The sequence below is a fragment of the Haliscomenobacter sp. genome, assembly GCF_041740695.1.
GTDB lineage: Bacteria > Bacteroidota > Bacteroidia > Chitinophagales > Saprospiraceae > Haliscomenobacter.
Genome location: NZ_JBGSLK010000051.1, coordinates 23,250 through 44,306, shown reverse-complemented (window position 1 = coordinate 44,306; position 21,057 = coordinate 23,250). Strand labels below are relative to the sequence as shown.

Below are 21,057 nucleotides of genomic sequence, written 5' to 3'. Positions count from 1 at the left end.
ATTGCGAGAAGAAACGCTGAAATGGGGCAATCTCTTCTGCAGTTGTTTCAATCCCAACTTAATCCAATTGCGAGTTAATTCTCCAGGCTCGTAGCGATCGATGATGTCGAGTTTCAATCCCAACTTAATCCAATTGCGAGAAATGCGCAAGGCCTTGGGCGACGGCATCCAGTTAAGTTTCAATCCCAACTTAATCCAATTGCGAGCTGTCACAAAAATATACATTATTCCTTAACAACCAAATAAATATCCAAATGTCAAAGAGCGTTTTGGAGCATCAAAAATCGTCGATGTACAATAAGCGGATTTTACCGGGAGATCGACGACTTTTTGTGATGACCCGCCGTAGAAAATCATAAGTCTTTGATTTTTAGCCTATAAAAAATTGTCGGTACTCATTCTTTCCAGTCCAATCACCTCTTTATCCAGCCAACGGGCGTCGCGGCTTTTAAAAAGGATGAAGCTATCCTCGTCTTTTTTCATGATTTTTTGGGCTTCGACGACAAGCTCTTGCAATTTCACCGGGGTGATTTCGCCCTCGAAGACCGAATTCTGGATCCAATTTAAGTAACGGCGGCACAATTTCAGCATTTTACCCACCCTTTTTTCATTGACATCGTAAACGGCGATTACATACATACAACTCAATTTAAAACTTGAATTCAATGCACTAAAATTGGCCTACCGACACAATCACACCCACATAACACACCCACACCCATTCTTCACCACCACATTTTGAACGGTTTGTACTCCCCATCGCCCAGTAGGTGTTTGGTGAGTTTGTAACATTCGAGGCGGATCAGGTGTTTGTAGCTCACTTTTTTGTTGAGGCTGCGGTGTTGGATGGTTTCATTCATGCGTTCGTCCCAGTGCTTGGCGAAGGTTCGGGCACCTGATTCTTTGAGCAGGCATTTGTTGAGTTCCCAGCGGAAATCTTTGTCTTGAATCACTTTTTTATTGAGTAGGGTAAAAATGAGTCGGTCTACCAATACGGGTTTGAAGATTTCGGCTAAATCCAGCGCGAGGGAATAGCGTCGATAGCCGGGTTCGTGCAAAAAGCTGATGGTGGGATTGAGCTGGGTGTGGTAAATTTGTTTGAGGCACTGGGTATAACAGAGCATGTTTCCGTAGGAGATCATGGCATTGACCTCGTTTTTGGGAGGCCGTTTGCTACGTCCGCCCATGTCAAAATCGAGCAGGATTTCGTCAAAAGCCTGGTAATAGTTTTGGCGAATGTTGCCTTCCACCCCCATCAATTCACTGCTGGTTTTGGCCTCCGCCAAGCCTTGCCGTAAATCTTCGATGGCCGCAATTTGCAGCCCCAAATCCCGCTCGCGATTGCCGTAATAGCGCAGCACCCGCAACATATTGGCAGCAGCTCCTTCCAGCAGACTGCGGGCAATGGGCATACGTCGTTTGGCTTCGGTGTAGGCGCGGGTTTGGGCAATTTGCACCTTGCCCGCCAGCAGGTAGTCCCGGGGCATGAATGAACCGGTGTAGTGCTCATAGTAGTTGAAAAAATGCACACAAATGCCTTCCTGCCCCAGAAAGTTGAGTAAGGCCGAGTTGACGTCCAGTGCGCCAAAGATGTACAATTCCTCCACCGACTCGACGGGCAAATGCCGGGGCTGGCCTTCGACGCCCTGCTCGTCCACGGGGCTGAATTTCAGGGTGTTGTCTTTGCGCGAGAGGCGACCGGGATTGAAGAGGTAATAGGGTTTTTTCATGGAATGTACTTGATTTATCGTCACTTAGTTTTATGCTTGCATCCAACCGCGGAGCGGTTAAATTTTGAATAGCCCCGGTCGTCCGGGGTGAAAATAGTGCCGCGTGTTTAGCAACCGCGGCAGCGGTTGAACGGATTGGATTACTGTATTCAACCGCTGCCGCGGTTGTGAAACACATCCATTTTCGCCAAATCCCCGGACGACCGGGGCTATTCAAAATTCAATCGCTCCGCGATTATACGGGTAGCTCAACAAGGAACTTTTTTGATCAAAAATCAACAGCCTTTTTTTCAATCCTCGTCGCCTACGTAGCAATAATCATAATAAGAGCAATTCTTACAAATGCTTTTGTTGATCACTGGCGGGCATTCTTCCTGGGCCAAAATCTGTTCGATATCGCTCAGCCATCCTTCAATGAGGGGAATGTCCTGCTCGGGGTCAAATTCCAGCTGTTGCCGTTGCCGCAGCGTGGGGTACTCAATGATGCCCCGTGCCCCCTCAATGCCATTGCGGTGCAACACGTAGAGGTAATAGCGCACCTGGGCGAGGTGCGCTTGCTCCATTTTGTCGCTCTTTTTGGTTTCGTGTACGGTGTTGGTCTTGGCGTCGTAGTAGTCGATTTTGATGCCGTCGAGCTCCAATTGGGTGTTTTTGGCCGCCCGTTCGGGGTAGGTGCTTTCACCAATGAGTTTGCCTTCGTACACCACGTCGGAGGTGTGCTCCATGCGGATGCCGTGGTGGTGGAGGTACATTTTCCGCTTGCAAGTGTGGAAGTATGCAACGATGGTAGCTGTAAAAAGCATTCATTTAGGTTTAGAGTTGATTGTCATTCAAGTCCAGCATCGATAATTCCAGATATTTTAGCAAGCCTAATTCGTGATCGTAGGGTTTTTTCAACAACCAAACCGGGATGTCAATCTGTCCAGTATTTTTTTTCACAAAAAATCTTTCTGATACTAAAGTTCCATCTTTTCTCCAACGTTGGAATTCATTCTTCCGAATCCCTACTTTCAGCATGTCCGCATGGATAAAATCGAATCGCTTGATCCTTTCCTGGAAGTCCGCTTTTAACTCGATAGGAAGCACTTTAACTCCATCAAATTGATCGTAAAAATCCTGTTCACTCTTTTTGTCTTCATTAAAAGGTACCAGCACATGTTGAATGGAATACCTCAGACTGTCAGCTACTTGATTGAATGCCTGCTGTTCTTTTTCAGAAAACCCAGGATAGACAAAGTCTATTTTGTGTTGCAAGCCTAATTCATCAACAATGCCATCATTTTCGGCTTCTATTTCGCGTAGCGTGACTAAAGTTCGTTCACATACATCGGTAGGATAAATGAAGCGGTCTTTGTCATTGCGCTGTTCAAAGACAAAACAAGGGCAGGGTGCTTTTTTAGTAGCTCGATTCACCCGCCCAAAGCGTTGCAATAAAGCATCCAAAGGAGCAAGTTCAGTATAAATGACGTCGTAATCGATATCCAGACTGACCTCTATAGCTTGGGTGCCCACCAACAAATCGGGCAATTGATCACTTTTTAATTTTGCTTCTTTGGCTGCCCGATCTTCCCCGTTGAAAGCACTGTGTAAGAGCAGGCAATTTAGCCCAGTTTGGGATACTGTTTGGTAAATGTCCTGTGCCCTTTGGACGGTATTGCACACCACAAGTACTTTTTTGCCAGCAGCTACATCGCCACTGATCAAAGGCAGCGAATCGGTGATTTCGCCACCAAGAACCCGAACTCGATGGCGTTTGAATTTTTGGTACAATTCAGTAGAAGCGGCAAGAATACTGAGCTCACCGATGGTTTTGGCAATCAACGCCTTTAAAAAGGAGGGTAGGGTAGCGGTCATTACAAAAGCCTTTACCCCACATTTGCTGATGCTGTATTCCAAAAGTACCATGATTTGGGCCAAAACACTCGGATCATAGGCGTGAATTTCATCAAAGATAAAGTAGGCACCAGTCCATTCAAATATTCCTTTTTCGTACCCCTTTAAACCAAAAATATGCTTGATTAACTGAAAGGGTGTCACTACCCTGAAAGGAGTCATCATTTCACGGAACTGCTTTTTGATGACGGGAATTTGCGCTTTGATTTTTTGGGTATCACCTCCAAATTCTTCAAAAAGTTCGCGGTACAATACTGCATCAAGGTTACCGTGCAACATACCAACCATTGGACTTAGTTCAAGCCCTGGAGTGCCAAGCCTCTTCCACATGGCATTAATTGAGGCGGTAAAAGGCAAAATGTAAAACACCATCCCTCGGCCATGCTCCTGCATTTGTTTGCGCGTCCAGAGTAGTGCTGTCTCCGTTTTGCCCGACCCAGTTGGAGCAGTGAGTATTGCTGAACCAAGGATTTGTGCGGCATTAGTTTGATGCGCATAAGGGCTGCTGAGTTTTTGATCTAAAAAATCGAAATGACTTGGATCAATGATCTGCAAATCTTTTTTGCGGATGAATGCAGAGGCCAGATGATCACAGTGTTTTAGGGCACCCGTCAGCATTAGAAGTGGATGCGCATGGGGAATATTGCGCTCATGCATTTGTTTTTTGTATCGTAAAAAAATGCGCTTGGGGTCATTCACTTTGTACGAACCTATTGAAAATCCATACTGTTTGAGCAACTCCAGCACGGCATTGCTGTCTACCGACTTAAATTGATTGGCAAAATCTCCCTCATCATATAACTCAGTACAGTGCTGTAACAACTTGTTGAAAGGTTTGTGGTGCCCAGCTACCAATTTTTCGATCATGCTCAGGTGCTCGGCAGGAATTTGTAAACCAGACACAAAAGGCAATGAAAAAAGTTCGTGCCGCTGTCGTTCCCATCGCTGCTTCCGATGATGCAACAACACTTTTTGAAATTCAGCATGGGCCTTGCCCAAATCATGGAAGACGATTGTGGTATGCAACAGCTCCCAAAATTCAGGCAAGGCGGCAATCTGTTGAACTTGTGGAAATGCCTCCAGCAGATAAGCTTTGATGTCTAGCAAATCGTCATTGTGTTCGGCCAGGGTTAGCGGCCGGGTGTTGTCCTCATTACTAGACTTGGCTAAGATCACTGATGACATAATCCTGGAGTTTGAAATGGTGGAAATAAATGTCTACTCCATCCTTTTGTAAACTGTTGTCGCGAAAAGCAGGGATTTTAGTTGGTAAATCAAAGTTGTTGAATCGAATGACGGAAAAAGGTTCTGTACCAATGTTTTGCCGAGGAAAAGTATTGGTAAAGTACTTCGGCAGTGCCTGAATCACCCCGGGCAAATAGTTGCCTTTTAAAGGAACAATTTGGCCTCTGACCTTATTGGCTTGTTCGATTTCGACTAATTCAATTTCTGAAATTTGCTCCACACTTGCCAAATCACTTGATCTCCCCAACAATAATGGATAGACAGGTGCACGGAAGTAATCAACAATCTCCGGGTTGCTGCAATAAAGGGAAAGCCTGGTTTCAAACAAAAACTCCCGCTGGATCACATTTGACTTCGCCGAATTACTGCCTTGGCCCTTTTTCCCGGCCTCAATCATATAGATGGTTTCCAGGTCAACCTCTTTGGCTGCAAACTCAAAGTAATAGCCAATCTCCAACGCTTCGTGTTCGAGGTATTGGCCCGCTGCTGCATTGATCAGCCCCAAAACTGTGCTCAATGGTGGGACTTCCAGAGTGGGTTGAAGCCCACTAATCAGATTGGGGTACCGAAAACTAGCCGTCCAGGAGCTGATGTCCAAGCGGTAAGTTTTCATGGAATCTGACTTTTGACCTGAGTAACGTACTTGTCTATGCTTTCGTTGATGGAACCAAGCTCTACCACATCAGGATATTGGCTTTTCAACACTTCCAACTTTTGGACATCATCGCTGCCCAAAAAACCACTGCGATGACCAATGAATACTTTGCCTTGGATTTGCGCTTTGAAATCGCGGATGATTTCTTCTATGCCATCTACATTCAGCTCGAAAACTTGATCACTAATCCCTTTTGAAGTAGCAATGTGTGAAAAGGGGTGATTGCCCGAGTTGGTAGTAGCTAGGATGACGAATTTAGGCGTAACATCGGCCATGTTATTGGTCTGCATCGCGCCTCCGCTCAAGAATTTTAGCGCAGCCAAAGTGTCCTCAATGCGCTGAATTCGAATGGCTTTGTCCAGTCTTACTAACTGATGCGCTTCGCCTTTTGCAGTAGGTAAGTGTGGATCGGCTATTTCGCTCGAACCTGCTTGCGCAAGTGCTTCTTCACGGAGTTTGGCAGATAAATTTTTGAAACCTGTTTTATTGTAGGAGGCAAAAGTACCGACAGCTTCCAAATCCAGCGAGAACATCCCTTTCATGATCGCGCTGTATTCCTGTTTGGTATAAGGAACTGCGTCCCCTTCATGGCGGGACATACTCGACCAGTTTTCTTCTACTTGTACCGATGTAACGGACACAATAGCCGAGTTTTTAAGCGGAGAAGCCCTGGTAACAGTAACATCCTCTTTCTTTTCTTTGCCTTTTTCATCCACCACTACCTCTTTGGCCGCTTTCATGTACCCAAATACATCATCATCGGCAAATTGGATTGGGTTGGCGGCAGTAAACGCTACCTTAGCTTCTCTGGTGATGGGCGAAAGACCCCAATTGAAAGTTTTTTGTAGGGTATTGCGCCACCAGTAGCGCCAGGCTTGGCCAGAAACATAAGTATAGTTGCGGCCGTTTTTGCGAATACGCTTGGTCGCTACACCGTTCTCGGCGTCGGTTGAATTGGATTTTCCAGCATTGTTGAGTGCAACAACGTCTACATCAATGAGGATAAAGCCTTGTGTCTTTAAGTTTTTCATTGTTGATGAATAATTGATGATTAGTTGAATTGTTGTTCTTCCTCTTTTAACTCCTCTTCGCCTTCTAAATCTACGGGAATGTTTTTGTCGCAGAGCTTTTCATACAGGGCAATTAGTAACAGGTCTTTGATTTCCAAACCATAAGCACCTTCTGGGAAAAGTTCTTCTACAAATTCCTCCAAAGTAATGAGTGGGCGCGCAGGCTTTTTTTCCTGATAATGGTCGCCAATCGTTTGGATCAAAAAGCGCTTGAGTTGCGAGACATTGGCTACCTCCAACCGCAATCGATTCAAGCGGCGTTTGATTTTGTCTTCATCCTCAATGAGGTAATCCGCAATTTGGCGGATTTTGGCCAAGGTTGTTTTTTTCATGTTGTGAAGTTGAGTTTGGTACAATTCTACAATGGGCCAGATATTGAATGCCTCTTGCTGATGGTATTTGTTTGCACTCCATTTCAAGAAGTCTTTTAAGATGTTTTGACCTTGTAGAAGTTTAGTGTAAATGATGTTGAACCAGATGCGGTATTCATTGAAACCAAAGTGCTGTGTTTCTTTTTTTACTTCCAGTTCGTATTGTTCAGTAGTGCTGTTGTAGGTTGCGCCGCGATTCTTTGAATTGCGGTAAAAATCGCGCACAAAATTTTGCCAGGTATTGCGGTAACTGATTTTCATTACTTTGCGGTAGAAGGCAAAGAGTCGCTCCGAAAAACAATAGAGATTGATTTCTGGAGAAGCACCAAAATTGGTGAAGTGGTACAAGTGAATTTCTACAGGCTCATCGTCTTCAATCACTACTTGCACCGAACCTATGCATTTACTGGCAAAATCAAATAAGGCATTGGCAGGGTTGGTAAACTCGGATTTGAGCACTCCTTTACCTTGTAGTTGACTCAGCTCACGGATGTTCGAGGTGAAAATTTCTTGGACAAAAAGCTGCTCGACCTTTTCGTTGTTGCTACCCAATACGGCTATGTTTTTACCAAGCTGTAGGGCACCTAAGGGGACAAAAAACATCCGAATAATCACCTCTTTGGCTACTTTGAGCCCTTCTTGGAAACCGTGATGGAAGTTGATAAAAGTGCCAGAGCCTGCTAGAATGTGATTGTCACGCCCCGTACTGAAAAGTCTGGTTGCTTGTCCTAGAATCCGACAATAACCTTGTTCAAAAGGCTCCTCGTTGCTGAGTAACCTGCGGAAATAGGCCATTGATTCTTCTTTTTTTCGTTCGCCTACGAATGCGGGCTGGGTTATTTTGGAGTTGAGAAAAAAAGCATTGATACTTCCGCCCCAATTCCGAACATAGATATCGGTTACCTCCTCAATCAATTGGAGAATGTTTTTGTCTGGGCTTTTCTCTTGGAGCAATTGGAAAATATGTGCTCCGGTATCGGCAAATGGATCACCTGTTCTTTGGGTGAGGTATTCCAGATTGTAATCTAGTGTTGCCATATGGTTAGGTTTAGCAATTTATCAATTCGATTTAATTTGTATTTCTCATAGGTCTAGCCAACTCCACACCCCCAAACCCCATCGCATTTTTCTCCCCAACCCCCGCCAGCAACGCCAACTTCAACAACTCCGGCGACCCATACAACCTGAATCGATACTTGTACCCCCTTACCCGAGTATACTGCGGCGTGCCCGCCATCAAGTCAATTTTTTTCTCTTTGGCCTCGTTCGAGAGCATTACAAAACGAGCAGCACTGGAGTCGCCTGCAATCAGTCCAGCCGTTTGAGCGGCAGCAAATTTGCGTTCCAGGTTGCCGATGATCTGGGCGGGGTACTGTTCATCAAAGGGGCGCAGGTATTCGCGGCTCAGTTTGCCTTCGGGCGTGTTGATCACCGTACTCACCACCACCGGGGAAACCGTAAACAAATCGATGCTTTCACCCAGTGGTGGGAGCATGTCCATTTGAATGGAGCGGATGACGAATTTTGCACCAGATACCTTGTCGCCCAAGAAAAAAGCTCCGGCCTCTTTGAACAGGCCCATCACCATCACTTGCGCGGCCTGTTCGGCCAGGAAATGGATCGAAAAGCTAATCTCGGGGTGCAACAGGATCAGGCGATCGCGCTCGATGCGGTGTTTGACGGTGCGCAATTCGCTGAAGGAATAAAACTTGTAGCGCCGATTGCCTTCTACGTAGCCTTCCTGGTGCAGGAGCTGCGCCAGCACAGGGTCACCGTATTCCAAAACCCGGTAAATCCAGGAGGAGAGTGGGTATTGGTAATTGATGGGCAGTACAGCGTTCTTTTCTAATGCTTGCAGGGTCAGTGTGAATTTCATGGATAGTGGTTTTCGGTTTACAATGTATTTACGAATACGTGAGAAAAAGGTTACAACCCTCCCTCTTTTTATATTGACAAAATTAGTCAAGCACTGTGCAGAATTACTGCATTTTACTTTTTACCTTGAAAAAAAAATCAAAAGGCATGTCGCGCAATGGTCAAGCTTTTGACAGGTATTTGGAAATCAATAGGTTGTTTAATCTGCGTAAAGGCGAAACGGCGGTCGTTACCACCGAAGAAATGTTGGAAAAACTGGGCATCAGCGAGCGGCAGTGGCGTGAGGATGTAAAAAAGTTGAAAGAAATGGGCGCACCCTTGGCCTACGATGGCCGCAAACGGGGTTGGCGCTACACTGAGCCTTTTAATTTTTCGGACAATATTCCGTTAACGGTGGAAGACATCTACAATTTGCGCTTGGCCGTTAGCACCCTGGCCCAACTCAACCAGATTGCCGATTTTAAAGACCTGCCGCAAACGGTGAATAAAATCCGCAAATCGGTGGGACGTTGGGTCGACCACGAAGCCCAGCACAAAGCCATTTATTTCGACCCCTTGCCGCATTACGAAGGCAGCCGCCATTTGCCATTCTTTATGGAAGCCATCGAAAAAGAGCGCCAGGTGCAGTTTGATTATTTTTCTTTTCAGGCAACTGCCCCCAAGAATTACCTATTTGATCCCTATTTTTTGCGGCAGCACCACCAGCGCTGGTATGTGGGTGGCTGGTCGCACGACCCCAATGAACAATTTATCCGCACTTTTCCACTGGAACGCATTGAAGGAGAGCCCCTTTTGACGGGTTCATTCATTGATTTTGCCCAGAAACCCAAAGATTTTAATCCGGTAACCTATTGGCAGCATGTGATTGGCATCAATCGTCCCGCTAAAGGGCCAGTGGAGGCGGTTATCCTCCAGTTCAATCGGGTCCAAGGCAAATATTTTGAATCCCAACCTTTTTATCAACCTTACCAAATCCTGGAAAGAACCGAAGAAAAACTGGTCGTGCAATTGGATTTGATGATTGAAATTGAATTGAAACGCAAGATCGCTTCTTATGGGGATGAACTGCTGGTGCTCAGCCCAGCAAGTTTGAAGGAGGAAATGACGCGCTTTTTTCAAAAGGCGGCGCAACGCTACGGAAGTGAAACAAGCTGAGCAATTCTTTTACAATCAATCACAAAAAAACAACCCAAAGCAAAGCGCTGTCAACGTCTAACTTTGTGTCCTCCGAGTCCTCATTTTTTTTCCTTTGTGGTAAAAAAATGCCGCTTTGGCTACACGTTATCGTTCAAACATTAAGGTGCGTGGCACCGGAACTTTTCCACTGTTTCGGTGCTACGCACCTTAAATACACTGCTTGGCCTAAATGCTATCGACGTTTCGCGGCTCTGCCGCTGGTCGTAAACACTGAATGGTGCAAATTGTATAACTTTTTGTCGCAACAACTTTACAAAACTAAGAGTCGGGCGACAACTCTTCAACCTTTCAACTTTTCAACTTTTCAACTTTTTTTGCTGACATACGGATAATACCGCACATAATCCACCTCCATCTCCGCCGGAAACGCAGCTTTATCGATCCCTTTTTGGCCGCCCCAACCACCACCAACCGCTACATTCAAAATCAAGTGATGAGGATGATCAAATGGCCATTCCTTCCAGGTTGCATTGTCGGGTTTGTCAAAACTGAAATACTCCTGATCGTCCACGAATATTTTGATGTTGTTGGGCGTCCAGTCGCAGCGGAAGGTGTGGTAGGCTTCTTCCAGGCCGGGGACAGCTTTTTTGGTGCCTTTCTGGGTGCCTTGCACGTGGTTGAAAGCAGCGCAGTGGATGGTTCCATGGACATGTTCTACATCAAATCCCACGTGTTCCATGATGTCGATTTCACCATTGTCGGGCCAACCCTTGCTGCCATAAGGCGCATCGCTGAACAACATCCAGATCGCAGGCCAGGTGCCCACACCTTTGGGTAGTTTGGCCCGGGCTTCAAAACGGCCATAGGTGAAATCGCCCTTGCCTTTAGTGACCAAACGGGCGGAGGTGAATTCGCGGTGTTCCATTTTTTCGTTGCGGGCTTCAATGGTCAAATGGCCTTTTTCTATCCATACGTTGGTCGGGCGATCGGTATAGCATTGCACTTCATCGTTGTACCAATTGCAGCCCAAGTCGTAGCTCCATTTTTTTTCGTCGGGTTTCCCAGCTTTGTTGAACTCATCTTTCCAGGCTGGTTTTTTGGCAAAGTTGCTTTTTTGCACTTGGGAAAAAAGAAGACAAGGGGCTATTAGCCAAAGTAATACACTCCAAAATAAACAAGAAGTGATGGCGTTGCGAACTGCGTTTTGCATGTGTATCGTTTTTTTATCCATTAGAAATCGTGACGAAATAACTAAATGACTACAAGAAAGCCTATATTTGCAGCTAAATAAATATTGACATGTTAAGTCGTAGGAACGTCCGCATAAAAGTCATGCAGATGCTCTATTCCTTAGGGAGAGATAAGAGCCTGAAATTTGATGAAGCCATGTTGAGGTATCGCGATAAGGTGAACAAATCGTTCGAGCTATATCTTTTCAATCTGTTGTACCTGATCCGAGTTGCCCAGTTTTCCATTCAAGATGCCGATTCCCGGCGTACCAAGTTAAGACCAAGCGAAGATGACAAAAAGTTTGAGGCCAAATTGGCTCACAATCCCTTGATGGAGTCTTTGAGTAGAAATGAAGGCCTCTATCGCCTATTCAAACAATACAAGACGGAAACTTTCCTGGACGAAGACCACATTCGCTCGTTTTACAACGAATTGTCCAAAAAAGAAGAATACAACCAATACGTTTACAATGATGCGACTACCAACAAGGATCACGAAGAAATGCTTTTGTTGTTGTACCGCACCTTATGCGCCAATGAGCTGTTTTTAGAACTGAACGATGATACCTTCGCGCAGTGGGAGGATGATGAGTCTTTGATCATTGGTTCCATCAAAAAAACGCTGAAGGCACTGCCCGCCGAAAAGGATTTCTTCGAAGCTTACAAGCCCAATGCCGAAGCAACAGTTGACTTTGGTGAATTGCTTTTGCGCAAAGTTCATCACGAAGACGAACAATTGCTCAAAGTGATCGAACCCACCCTGCGCAATTGGGATGTAGAGCGAGTGGCGGTCATTGACATGATTTTGCTCAAAATGGCTTTGGCCGAGCTAATGACTTTTAAATCAATTCCTTCCAAGGTTACGCTCAACGAATTTGTTGAAATTGCCAAAAATTACAGCACAGATAAGAGTAAGGATTTCATCAACGGTATTTTGGATCGCCTGCTCAAACAATTGGCTGAAGAAGGGAAAATTTCCAAAGAAGGCCGTGGTTTGATTGGTGACTAAACGCATTAGGTTTCGTCTACAATTGAATATAACAAATATCATTGGGAAAAGTCAGTTTTTCTAATGAGATATAGTTATATTTGTTACAAAACCTATTTGAAACCAATCTACTGCAACATGAGAACGCTTTTACTTACCCTCACGCTCGCATTCGTGCTGAGCCTCCCAATTGTACAAGCACAACACGATTTGACCAAAGATTACATCGCGGTTCGTGCCCTGTTTCCCAATTACCAATATCAAATTGCCAATGAGTGGAATTGGGATGATTTTTCTGCTGGCTTTGAGTTTGAATATGGCCGCCATTTGAGTGGCCCCCTCAGCCTGGCTTTCCCTTTTAAGATTGGCAAAGCCAATTACCCCATCGATGCCACTGGCAATAGTGTAACCGAAGGTGGTTTATTCAACCTGGACGCCTTGCTGCAGCTCCGGCCCTTCAATTCCAATGTTTTTATTAGCCCTAATATTTTTGCGGGTTTGGGCGCCAATTATGAAGATTTGCGCAGGATGAATTTTGCCCTTCCACTGGGGATTGGGCTCGACTTCAAACTGGGTGGCGGAGTTTACCTCTCTACCAAAGGGGAATACCGCATTGGGTTTACTGAGCTGCGTGACAACATCCAATTGGGTGCTGGTCTGAAATTCTTCCTGGGTGGAGTCCCAGACAATCCTGCCGGAAAGGACACCGACAAGGATGGCATCGTGGATACCGAAGACCAATGCCCCACCATTCCTGGTACGGCCAAAGCCATGGGTTGCCCCGATAACGACGACGACGGTATCGCCAATACCAAGGATGCCTGCCCGGAAGAAGCGGGCCCTGCATCTACCAACGGTTGTCCCGACACGGATAACGATGGAATCATCAACAGCAAAGACGAGTGCCCGACCGAAGCAGGTACGGCCGCAAATAACGGCTGTCCCGACTCAGACAACGACGGCGTCATCAACAGCAAGGATCAGTGCCCTAACGAAGCTGGTCCAGCCAGCAACAACGGTTGCCCGATTCGGGATGCTGATGGTGATGGCATCGTAGATGCCAACGATGAATGTCCCAACGCTGCTGGCCCTGCCTCCACCAAAGGTTGCCCCGACCGCGATGCGGATGGTATTGCCGATAAAAACGACGCTTGCCCAGACGTGAAAGGTACTGCTGCCAATCGGGGTTGCCCGGATACGGATGGTGATGGCGTAATTGATAGCGTGGACAAGTGCCCCAATCAGCCTGGCCCTGCCAGCAACAATGGTTGTCCAGAAATTACCCAAAAAGACAAAGAAACCCTGAGCTTTGCCGCACGCAACGTACAATTTGAATCGGGTAGCTCGGTGTTAAAAGCTGGCTCCAATGCCATTCTGGATCAGGTAGTGGACATTTTGAAGCGTTACTCAGACTACAGTGTACGCATCAGTGGCCATACCGATAGCTCGGGTGGTGATGATTTGAACCTCAAATTGTCCAAAGCACGGGCCAAGGCTTGTAATGATTACCTGGTGTCCAAAGGCATCAGCGCCTCAAGGTTGACTTATGATGGTTTTGGTGAAACGCGGCCAGTTGGCAACAATGCTACGCCACAGGGACGGACACTGAACCGCCGAACTGAGTTTGAATTGTATCAGAAATAAGTAATCAATTGATTCGTGGGGTGCCAGTTTAGGGCGCTCCACGAATTATTTATACAAAAGGCTAATCTCCTCAACCTACCTTCAACCACCCCGTAATACTCATGCGTGGTGCCTGCGTCAGCAAGACCTCGTGCTCCAATTCGCTGCTTTTAAAAAAGACACATTGGCCACTGAGTGGGGCAATGGTTTGCACCCGATCGCTGTGGTAAATGCACAATTCACCACCATCTTCGGGCAGCCAATTTTCATTCAGGTATAAAATCATCGAAAAAGCCCGGCTTTTGTCGCTACGAAACTGATCGAGATGACGCTTGTAAAAACTCCCCTTTTCATACAAGGCGTAATGGAATTCGTAGCCACTAATGCCTGTATAACAACTCTGATTCAGGTAAAGTACAAAGCGATCCATCAGTTCAAAAAAGCTGTTTTCCAGTGGATGTTTGTGTTGGCGATCCAGCCAGTAAATCTGGTCGCCCCGGGTGCTTTGATCCTGATGGTGTACCTCTTGATTGCCGATTCCGGCGGAGTGGAATTGTTGGCCAACGTGCAGCTCGATCAAATGTGCTTTTAACTGGGCTGCGAGCTGCTCCCCCAGAAAATCTTCACTTAACCCTACTTTATCTGCGATAAAACTGTCGATGAGGCAATCAAACTGCTCGTGCAATAGTTTGGATTGAGGTCTGCATGGCGTAAAACCCTGAGAGGGGTAAGGTAGGGCTTTAATCTATACATTCTGGTAATTGAGGGTCAAATACCTGGACTATTTCTAAAACCAGTTATTGCGCTCAGCTGTATGCTTAAATTTGTTGAATTAAAAGTGATTATAGCGCATGAAGGAAATTTTGGATGAGGATTTTGGTGAAAAGGCTAAAGGTGATTTTTATGCAAAATTATCCTTTGGTGCAGCCATGCTGACCTTGTTTTTGTTGGGATATTTATGGGTTACAAGACCGCTTAGGATGAATGCATGTTTTGGCATAAGTCATCATATGTTGGCCCTAAACATAATTCAGTTTTCCACATTGTTTGGTTTCATTTTTGGTTTAATCAGCATGATAAAAAAAGAAAACTCAAAAACCATGGAGCGAGTAGGAATTGGTTTAAATTTTGCCTTTGTATTTTTTATTCTTTGCCTCATCATCGCTAGACAAATAATTGCCTTTTAGTACGAATTTTGGGGATTCGAGGTTTTGGCTACGCATAACGCCCCTCAAACGCTAGCACCACCTCCAAAAGTTCCTCATCCAATTTCCCCACTACAAATTCTAAAATCTCCTGCGGAACTACTTTGTAATAGGCCGCCGCTATCCCACCCGCAATACAAGCTATCGTATCACTATCCCCATTCAGCGAGATGGCTAGTCGGATCGTATTTTCATAATCGCTACCGTCCAAAAAAGCAACAATGGCCTGTGGCACCGAGCCTTGGCATGAGACATCAAAGCCATAATGTGGCCGCAGGGATTCAATCGTAAAATTCAGGTCGTAAGCAAAAGTATTGGCGATGTATTGCCGGATTTCGGCTTTACTCTTGCCCGTCCGGGCCAGAAAAACCGCAGCGGCCGTCGCTTGAGCACCCTTGATGCCTTCGGGGTGGTTGTGGGTGACTTCGGCGGATTGTTTGGCTACCGCCAGCACCTGATCCAGATCATCATAAGCAAAACCAACCGCGCTGACCCGCATGGCTGAGCCATTGCCAAAACTGCCATAAGGCTGCCGTTCTTCGGATTCGAGCCATTTTCGGAAGGTGCCACCAAAACCTCGGCCGGGGTATTTGCGGCCATATTCCCAGATGGTTTTGGCATAATCTTTTTGGTTCAGGATACAATCGGCAACAGCTACAGTGAGGATGGTATCGTCGGTGAAGCGGCAACGCTCATCGTAAAAGTCGAAGTCGAAACTGTCGATTTCCTTCATTTCGTAAATGGAACCAATGACGTCGCCAGCAATGGAACCGAGGATGGTCGGGTGGGAGGGTAGTTGAATCATGTACTTAGTTTTGTTTTGAAACGAAGTCAACTTATTTTTAGTTCCCAACCGATCAGTTATTTTAAAAAAACTCCGCCAACCCACAAGAAAGGGTGTGCGTGTGAGGTGTGAACGTGTGAGTGTGTCGCCAACCCATGGGAATCCCACGATTTAAATCGTGGGTTATATCCGTGGGAGGCCACATCACAATTCAGCCCATGACTTTAGTCGTGGGTTGTATCGTGGGTTGTATCGCGGGTTGTATCGTGGGTCGCAGGGAAAACATTCCGCACAAACCCCAACACCTCCGGAAAAAACCACCGAAACTCCTCATCCATTTCCTCCCTAAAAACCTTCAGCGTCTCCACCGCTCCCTCCAAATGCTCCGGCATAGAGGTTCGGCTTTTCATGCGCATAAAGGTGTACTCCAGCCCCTCATACACGCCATAACTGCGCAACCAATCCGCTTCGACCATACCTTGCACCCTTTTTTGCATGATCGCTGACATACTTGGCAGGTACAGATGCAAAGCCGCATAAGCCTTCTGGCGGAAGCTGCTAAAGTCCTCAGTGGTATACTCCGCCCAATTGTGGGTCAAAAAATAGTCGTAATACACGTCTACGAGCACCGGCGCATACTTGCGGTGGCGCGGATACAAGCGCTGGATGCTCTGGCGGACTGCTGCGTGGCTGTCCGTATAATGATCGATCTGCCGGTGCAGCACAATGCCTCGTTGCACTTCGGCTGGCAATTCATTCACTTCCCGGTTGCTAATAAAATCAGCCAGAAAATTTCCCGCCATCAGGCCTGGATCGTCGCCAGATAAGAAAAAATGAGCCAAAAAATTCATGGTAAAGTTTATCTTTGCCGCGCCTTTTAAAAAATAGTTGAAAAGTTGAAATGTTGAAGAGTTGAAAAGCAGTCTGAAAGATTTTTAGTTGATAAGACCAATGGCCTTTTATACTATCAAACTTTTGAACTTCATTTCAACATTTCAACTCTTCAACATTTCAACTTCTCACAACTTTCTCGCAATATGGCACTAAAATGTGGAATTGTTGGCTTACCCAACGTAGGAAAATCTACCCTTTTTAATGCGTTGACCAATGCCAAGGCACTGGCGGCCAATTATCCTTTCGCTACCAAGGAGCCCAACGTGGGCATGATCACCGTGCCTGACCGCCGGATGGACAAGTTGGTGGAACTCATCGGCCCGCGCTCCGTGGTGCCTACTACCGTAGAAATTGTCGACATCGCCGGTTTGATCAAGGGCGCCAGCAAAGGTGAAGGTTTGGGCAACCAATTCCTGGGCAATATCCGGGAAGTGGACGCCATCATTCACGTGGTGCGCTGCTTTGAAGATGGCAATGTAGTGCACGTAGATGGCAACGTGAATCCCGTGCGCGACAAAGAGGTGATTGACACCGAATTGATCCTGAAAGACATCGATACGGCTGAAAAACGCCTCGATAAAGCCAAAAAAGCGGCCAAAAGTGGCGGTAAGGAAGAGTTGCGCGTGGTCGACCACGTAGACAAAATCCTGGCGCACCTGCAAGACGCCAAACCAGCCCGTTCCTGTGATCTGGACGATGAAGGTGAGGCCATTTTGAAAGACATGATGTTGCTCACCGGCAAACCCATTCTTTACGTGTGCAACGTAGATGAAGCTTCCGTGATCAATGGCAACGCACACTCCGAAGCCTTCAAAAAAGCAGTTGCTGCCGAACCTGCCGAAGTCATCCTGATCAGCGCGGCCATCGAAGCAGACATTGCCGAGTTGGAGAGTTACGAGGAGCGTTTGGAGTTTTTGGGGGAGATGGGCCTAAAAGAACCTGGCGTCAACGTGTTGATTCACGCGGCGTATAAGTTGCTTGACCTGATCACCTATTTCACCGCTGGCGAAAAAGAAGTACGCGCCTGGACGATCCGCAAGGGCACCAAAGCACCAGGAGCAGCGGGCGTGATCCATACCGACTTTGAAAAAGGTTTTATCCGCGCGGAAGTGATCAAATACGACGATTACATCAAATACGGTTCTGAACCTGCGGTAAAAGAAGTGGGTAAAATGGGCGTGGAAGGAAAGGAATACGTGGTGACCGATGGGGACATCATGCACTTCCGGTTCAACGTGTAACTTCCTTAGGTGAGTCTTAGGTGTCTGTGGTTTCTTAGGTGGTGAAATTTTGCCTCGCTTCGCAAGGCTTTTCTTTTTTTACCACCTAAGACACCTAAGGCACTTAAGGTTCACCTAAGTTAGCGTGATCGTTTAGACTTATTCGTCTTATAATCCCGAAACACAAACTCACCCAAGCCATCCAGGCTACTGTAAAAAGCCTTACCGTTGTTCGCCCGCGTGAACGAGTCCACAAATTTGACCAGGTAAGGATCCCGCGCAATCATAAAGGTGGTGATCGGAATGCTCAACTTGCGGCAGCTTTGCGCCAGGTTCAGCGTACGCGTCAAGATTTTGCGGTCAATACCGAAGCTATTCTTGTAGTACTTTTTCCCTTTTTTGATACAAGTTGGTTTCCCATCCGTGATCATAAAGATCTGCTTGTTGGGGTTACGGCGGCGGCGCAGGATGTCCATCGCCAGTTCCAGCCCGGCTACAGTATTGGTATGATAAGGCCCCACTTGTAAGTATGGGAGGTCTTTGATTTCGATTTGCCAGGCATCGTCGCCAAATACGATGATGTCCAGGGTGTCTTTGGGGTACCGGGTGGTGATGAATTCCGAAAGCGCCATAGCCACCCGTTTGGCGGGCGTAATGCGGTCTTCGCCGTACAGGATCATCGAGTGTGAAATGTCGATCATCAATACGGTGCTGGTTTGGCTTTGGTAGAAGGTTTCGTGCACCTCCAGGTCTTCGTGGGTCAGCTTGAACTCTTCAATGCCGTGGTTGATCTGGGCATTGCGGAGCGATTCGGAGATGGCCAATTTGTCCAGTTGGTCTCCAAATTCGTAAGGACGGAGTTCAGCGGTGAGTTCATCACCGCGACCTTCAGATTTGGTGCTGTGGTTGCCTTGTTTGGCTTTTTTGATGTTGCCAAAAACGTCTTCCAGAGCTTTTTGCCGCAGGGCAATTTCCATTTTAGCCGCAATGGTGAAACCACCTTGTTGCTGATCGGGTTGGCGCAGGTACCCTTTGTCAATCAGGTCTTGAAAAAAGTCGGCAATGCCGTAGTTTTCATCCGTCAGCTTGTATTCCTTGTCCAGTTCCGTCAACCAGGACATGGCTTCATTGACGTCACCAGAAGTGTGCAGCAACAATTCCTGAAATATTTTGAGCAGCCTCTCGAAGGGGGTGCCTCCTTCTTCGCCGGGTTGATATTCACCAAATTTCCATCCAATCATTGGACTCTGGGTTATTGTGAAAATTTTGAGCAGAATAGCTTAAACAATGCTAAAATAACTGGAACACCAAAGTAGGGGTATTCGGTTTATCGAAGATAAGAAAAAAATGGAAATAGACTGATTTCTTATTCGTTCCTCAATCCAGGACACAACACTTGAGCAACTCCTCGTAGTCGGGGCGGTCGGAAGAAAGACTGTGGATAAAACTTTCGCGGATTTCGCCATTTTGGATCACAAAAACCCCGGGCATTTGAAAACCGTCCCCCAGCTGAGGCCCGGCACCGTGGCCAGCTACCACTGCTGCGGAAAAACCCCGAATCCAGGAGTGCAAGCCGAAAAGTTGGTTGAAATTGCCTTTCATCAAGCCAAAGGCGCGGTAGAAAGTACATTCTGGGTCGCTGATGTGAATGGCATCCTCTAAATTGTAGCGGGAAAAATAACGCTCGGCGATATCCTGGTCCGTCATGTGGACAAAAACAATTCTGCTTCCGGTTGATTCAATTTCCTTGCGGCGTTTGGAAATATCGGATAGTGCTTCCCTACAAAATACGCAGCCGAAATGGCGCAGGAAGACAAGCAAAACCGGAGCTTTGGCAGCTGTTTTGCTCAGGCTGTCTCCAGTATTGGTGATCATTAGATCAAGAATCTCTCCTTGCATTTCCCCAGAAAGCATAAACAGAATTTTATTAGACAACAAAGGAGAGGGGAAAAGGTTCAGGAGTGGTCGGCAATGAGCAATCAGCTTTTTAGGCCTTGACAGGAAGCTGATTGCTCATTGCTGATAGCTGATGGCTACAGTCCCATATTGTCGTACACGTCCATCACCGACTTCACGGCCACAGAAGAATCGTGCAGCAACTTCATTTCATCGGCATTCAGTTTCAACTCGATCATCTCGGTGATACCGGATTTACCCAATTTGACGGGAATACCTACAAAAGTATCATTCAAGCCGTATTGGCCACTCAGGTTTACGCAGCAAGGGAAGATGCGATTTTCATCTTTCAAAATGGCTTCTACCATTTGTGCAGCAGCAGCACCTGGAGCGTACCAGGCAGATGTACCCATCAGGTTGACCAATTCGCCACCACCTGATTTGGTGCGTTCAACGATGGCGTTGAGTCTATCTGCATCAATCAATTCGGTGACGGGGATACCAGCCACCGTGGTATAACGGGGCAATGGCACCATGGTGTCGCCATGACCACCCATGAGCACAGCCTGGATGTCTTTAGGCGATACTTGCAGGGCTTCCGCCAAAAAGGCACGGTAACGGGCAGTATCCAAAATACCAGCCATACCAAACACTTTGGTGGCGGGCAAACCTGCTGTTTTGAAAGCAGCATACGTCATTACATCCAGTGGGTTGGACACCACGATGATGATTGGCGCTTTGGTGTGCTCGAGGATCGAGCGGGTAACACTGTTGACAATTTTGGCGTTGGTCGAAATCAAATCATCGCGGCTCATCCCGGGTTTGCGGGGTACTCCAGCGGTGATCACCACGATGTCGGAACCAGCAGTATCCGCATAATTGTCGGTTCCCCGTAGGTGAGTGCTGTAATAATCGATGGGGGCTTGTTGCCAGGTATCCAGAGCTTTGCCTTTGGCCATGTTGCCCTGAATGTCCAACAATACGATTTCTTTAACAATGTCCCGGTGTGCCAATACGTTGGCTACGGTAGCTCCTACGTTACCAGCGCCAACAACGGTTACTTTGCTCATTTTATATTCTTTTATGAAAGTTAAAATTGACTGATTTGAAGGTGTAAGGGGCGATAAAATAGTCAGAAAAGCCCAATTAAACCGCCCTTTGGGTAAACCCCGCAATATTAGGGAATTATTTCTGCAATGTTTGGCTGCGGACAAAAGATTTACTGAATTTTTGCAAAACTTT

At 46.6% G+C, this 21,057-nt stretch carries 20 protein-coding genes; 5 read left to right on the top strand and 15 right to left on the bottom strand.

Annotation, left to right across the window (positions count from 1 at the left end):
- Nucleotides 1-375: 375 nt before the first annotated feature.
- The 8 genes from cas2 to cas6 form a co-directional block, all read right to left on the bottom strand.
- Complete coding sequence (gene cas2 / locus ACEW9O_RS11140; RefSeq protein ID WP_373550238.1) at nucleotides 376-639, bottom strand: CRISPR-associated endonuclease Cas2; 264 nt, start codon at nucleotides 637-639, stop codon at nucleotides 376-378.
- Between the two features lie 86 nt (nucleotides 640-725).
- Nucleotides 726-1,730 (bottom strand): type I-B CRISPR-associated endonuclease Cas1b, encoded by a 1,005-nt coding sequence (gene cas1b, locus ACEW9O_RS11135; protein WP_373550237.1) that lies wholly within the window; start codon nucleotides 1,728-1,730, stop codon nucleotides 726-728.
- A gap of 290 nt (nucleotides 1,731-2,020) precedes the next feature.
- Entirely contained in the window at nucleotides 2,021-2,533 is a 513-nt protein-coding gene (locus ACEW9O_RS11130; protein ID WP_373550236.1) for a CRISPR-associated protein Cas4, read from the bottom strand.
- A 10-nt stretch (nucleotides 2,534-2,543) separates the two neighbouring features.
- On the bottom strand, nucleotides 2,544-4,808 hold the full coding sequence (cas3, locus tag ACEW9O_RS11125) for a CRISPR-associated helicase Cas3' (RefSeq protein ID WP_373550235.1): 2,265 nt from the start codon (nucleotides 4,806-4,808) through the stop codon (nucleotides 2,544-2,546).
- Nucleotides 4,780-5,481, bottom strand: a complete 702-nt coding sequence (gene cas5b, locus ACEW9O_RS11120) for a type I-B CRISPR-associated protein Cas5b (protein WP_373550234.1) — start codon at nucleotides 5,479-5,481, stop codon at nucleotides 4,780-4,782. The genes cas3 and cas5b overlap by 29 nt, the downstream gene beginning before the upstream one ends.
- A complete protein-coding gene (gene cas7i / locus ACEW9O_RS11115; protein ID WP_373550233.1) occupies nucleotides 5,478-6,554 on the bottom strand; it encodes a type I-B CRISPR-associated protein Cas7/Cst2/DevR in 1,077 nt (358 codons plus the stop codon). Before cas7i ends, cas5b begins: the two co-directional genes overlap by 4 nt.
- 20 nt (nucleotides 6,555-6,574) lie before the next feature.
- On the bottom strand, nucleotides 6,575-8,002 hold the full coding sequence (locus tag ACEW9O_RS11110) for a type I-B CRISPR-associated protein Cas8b1/Cst1 (protein ID WP_373550232.1): 1,428 nt from the start codon (nucleotides 8,000-8,002) through the stop codon (nucleotides 6,575-6,577).
- Nucleotides 8,003-8,033: 31 nt separating this feature from the next.
- Complete coding sequence (gene cas6, locus ACEW9O_RS11105; RefSeq protein ID WP_373550231.1) at nucleotides 8,034-8,840, bottom strand: CRISPR-associated endoribonuclease Cas6; 807 nt, start codon at nucleotides 8,838-8,840, stop codon at nucleotides 8,034-8,036.
- A gap of 146 nt (nucleotides 8,841-8,986) precedes the next feature.
- Here cas6 and ACEW9O_RS11100 point away from each other — a divergent pair, with 146 nt between their 5' ends.
- Nucleotides 8,987-9,994 (top strand): helix-turn-helix transcriptional regulator, encoded by a 1,008-nt coding sequence (locus tag ACEW9O_RS11100; RefSeq protein WP_373550230.1) that lies wholly within the window; start codon nucleotides 8,987-8,989, stop codon nucleotides 9,992-9,994.
- Nucleotides 9,995-10,340: 346 nt separating this feature from the next.
- Here the strand turns inward: ACEW9O_RS11100 and ACEW9O_RS11095 are convergent, their stop codons facing one another.
- A complete protein-coding gene (locus ACEW9O_RS11095) occupies nucleotides 10,341-11,186 on the bottom strand; it encodes a glycoside hydrolase family 16 protein (RefSeq protein ID WP_373550229.1) in 846 nt (281 codons plus the stop codon).
- A 128-nt stretch (nucleotides 11,187-11,314) separates the two neighbouring features.
- Between ACEW9O_RS11095 and nusB the strand changes: the two genes are divergently transcribed.
- Nucleotides 11,315-12,214 (top strand): transcription antitermination factor NusB, encoded by a 900-nt coding sequence (gene nusB / locus ACEW9O_RS11090; RefSeq protein WP_373550228.1) that lies wholly within the window; start codon nucleotides 11,315-11,317, stop codon nucleotides 12,212-12,214.
- Between the two features lie 117 nt (nucleotides 12,215-12,331).
- On the top strand, nucleotides 12,332-13,837 hold the full coding sequence (locus ACEW9O_RS11085; protein ID WP_373550227.1) for an OmpA family protein: 1,506 nt from the start codon (nucleotides 12,332-12,334) through the stop codon (nucleotides 13,835-13,837).
- A gap of 70 nt (nucleotides 13,838-13,907) precedes the next feature.
- Here the strand turns inward: ACEW9O_RS11085 and ACEW9O_RS11080 are convergent, their stop codons facing one another.
- On the bottom strand, nucleotides 13,908-14,501 hold the full coding sequence (locus ACEW9O_RS11080; RefSeq protein ID WP_373550226.1) for a 2OG-Fe(II) oxygenase: 594 nt from the start codon (nucleotides 14,499-14,501) through the stop codon (nucleotides 13,908-13,910).
- A 166-nt stretch (nucleotides 14,502-14,667) separates the two neighbouring features.
- Here ACEW9O_RS11080 and ACEW9O_RS11075 point away from each other — a divergent pair, with 166 nt between their 5' ends.
- Nucleotides 14,668-15,003 carry a hypothetical protein gene (locus ACEW9O_RS11075; RefSeq protein WP_373550225.1) on the top strand — a complete coding sequence of 112 codons (336 nt, stop codon included), beginning with the start codon at nucleotides 14,668-14,670 and terminating at the stop codon, nucleotides 15,001-15,003.
- A 28-nt stretch (nucleotides 15,004-15,031) separates the two neighbouring features.
- Here the strand turns inward: ACEW9O_RS11075 and ACEW9O_RS11070 are convergent, their stop codons facing one another.
- Nucleotides 15,032-15,826 carry an ADP-ribosylglycohydrolase family protein gene (locus ACEW9O_RS11070; protein WP_373550224.1) on the bottom strand — a complete coding sequence of 265 codons (795 nt, stop codon included), beginning with the start codon at nucleotides 15,824-15,826 and terminating at the stop codon, nucleotides 15,032-15,034.
- Between the two features lie 203 nt (nucleotides 15,827-16,029).
- Nucleotides 16,030-16,656 (bottom strand): ACP phosphodiesterase, encoded by a 627-nt coding sequence (locus ACEW9O_RS11065; protein WP_373550223.1) that lies wholly within the window; start codon nucleotides 16,654-16,656, stop codon nucleotides 16,030-16,032.
- Between the two features lie 186 nt (nucleotides 16,657-16,842).
- Here ACEW9O_RS11065 and ychF point away from each other — a divergent pair, with 186 nt between their 5' ends.
- Nucleotides 16,843-17,940 carry a redox-regulated ATPase YchF gene (gene ychF / locus ACEW9O_RS11060; RefSeq protein ID WP_373550222.1) on the top strand — a complete coding sequence of 366 codons (1,098 nt, stop codon included), beginning with the start codon at nucleotides 16,843-16,845 and terminating at the stop codon, nucleotides 17,938-17,940.
- A 119-nt stretch (nucleotides 17,941-18,059) separates the two neighbouring features.
- On the opposite strand, the gene ACEW9O_RS11055 is transcribed toward ychF, so the two are convergent.
- From ACEW9O_RS11055 to mdh, 3 genes are all read right to left on the bottom strand, one after another.
- A complete protein-coding gene (locus ACEW9O_RS11055) occupies nucleotides 18,060-19,160 on the bottom strand; it encodes a VWA domain-containing protein (protein ID WP_373550221.1) in 1,101 nt (366 codons plus the stop codon).
- Nucleotides 19,161-19,296: 136 nt separating this feature from the next.
- Nucleotides 19,297-19,833 carry a SelL-related redox protein gene (locus ACEW9O_RS11050; protein WP_373550220.1) on the bottom strand — a complete coding sequence of 179 codons (537 nt, stop codon included), beginning with the start codon at nucleotides 19,831-19,833 and terminating at the stop codon, nucleotides 19,297-19,299.
- A gap of 119 nt (nucleotides 19,834-19,952) precedes the next feature.
- On the bottom strand, nucleotides 19,953-20,885 hold the full coding sequence (mdh, locus tag ACEW9O_RS11045) for a malate dehydrogenase (RefSeq protein WP_373550219.1): 933 nt from the start codon (nucleotides 20,883-20,885) through the stop codon (nucleotides 19,953-19,955).
- Between the last annotated feature and the right edge of the window lie 172 nt (nucleotides 20,886-21,057).

Excerpts from the sequence above, each read along its gene's own strand:
- cas2 (WP_373550238.1), bottom strand. The coding sequence starts at position 639 with ATGTATGTAATCGCCGTTTACGATGTCAATGAAAAAAGGGTGGGTAAA.
- cas1b (WP_373550237.1), bottom strand. The coding sequence starts at position 1,730 with ATGAAAAAACCCTATTACCTCTTCAATCCCGGTCGCCTCTCGCGCAAA.
- ACEW9O_RS11130 (WP_373550236.1), bottom strand. The coding sequence starts at position 2,533 with ATGCTTTTTACAGCTACCATCGTTGCATACTTCCACACTTGCAAGCGG.
- cas3 (WP_373550235.1), bottom strand. The coding sequence starts at position 4,808 with ATGTCATCAGTGATCTTAGCCAAGTCTAGTAATGAGGACAACACCCGG.
- cas5b (WP_373550234.1), bottom strand. The coding sequence starts at position 5,481 with ATGAAAACTTACCGCTTGGACATCAGCTCCTGGACGGCTAGTTTTCGG.
- cas7i (WP_373550233.1), bottom strand. The coding sequence starts at position 6,554 with ATGAAAAACTTAAAGACACAAGGCTTTATCCTCATTGATGTAGACGTT.
- ACEW9O_RS11110 (WP_373550232.1), bottom strand. The coding sequence starts at position 8,002 with ATGGCAACACTAGATTACAATCTGGAATACCTCACCCAAAGAACAGGT.
- cas6 (WP_373550231.1), bottom strand. The coding sequence starts at position 8,840 with ATGAAATTCACACTGACCCTGCAAGCATTAGAAAAGAACGCTGTACTG.
- ACEW9O_RS11100 (WP_373550230.1), top strand. The coding sequence starts at position 8,987 with ATGTCGCGCAATGGTCAAGCTTTTGACAGGTATTTGGAAATCAATAGG.
- ACEW9O_RS11095 (WP_373550229.1), bottom strand. The coding sequence starts at position 11,186 with ATGCAAAACGCAGTTCGCAACGCCATCACTTCTTGTTTATTTTGGAGT.
- nusB (WP_373550228.1), top strand. The coding sequence starts at position 11,315 with ATGCTCTATTCCTTAGGGAGAGATAAGAGCCTGAAATTTGATGAAGCC.
- ACEW9O_RS11085 (WP_373550227.1), top strand. The coding sequence starts at position 12,332 with ATGAGAACGCTTTTACTTACCCTCACGCTCGCATTCGTGCTGAGCCTC.
- ACEW9O_RS11075 (WP_373550225.1), top strand. The coding sequence starts at position 14,668 with ATGAAGGAAATTTTGGATGAGGATTTTGGTGAAAAGGCTAAAGGTGAT.
- ACEW9O_RS11070 (WP_373550224.1), bottom strand. The coding sequence starts at position 15,826 with ATGATTCAACTACCCTCCCACCCGACCATCCTCGGTTCCATTGCTGGC.
- ACEW9O_RS11065 (WP_373550223.1), bottom strand. The coding sequence starts at position 16,656 with ATGAATTTTTTGGCTCATTTTTTCTTATCTGGCGACGATCCAGGCCTG.
- ychF (WP_373550222.1), top strand. The coding sequence starts at position 16,843 with ATGGCACTAAAATGTGGAATTGTTGGCTTACCCAACGTAGGAAAATCT.
- ACEW9O_RS11055 (WP_373550221.1), bottom strand. The coding sequence starts at position 19,160 with ATGATTGGATGGAAATTTGGTGAATATCAACCCGGCGAAGAAGGAGGC.
- ACEW9O_RS11050 (WP_373550220.1), bottom strand. The coding sequence starts at position 19,833 with ATGCTTTCTGGGGAAATGCAAGGAGAGATTCTTGATCTAATGATCACC.
- mdh (WP_373550219.1), bottom strand. The coding sequence starts at position 20,885 with ATGAGCAAAGTAACCGTTGTTGGCGCTGGTAACGTAGGAGCTACCGTA.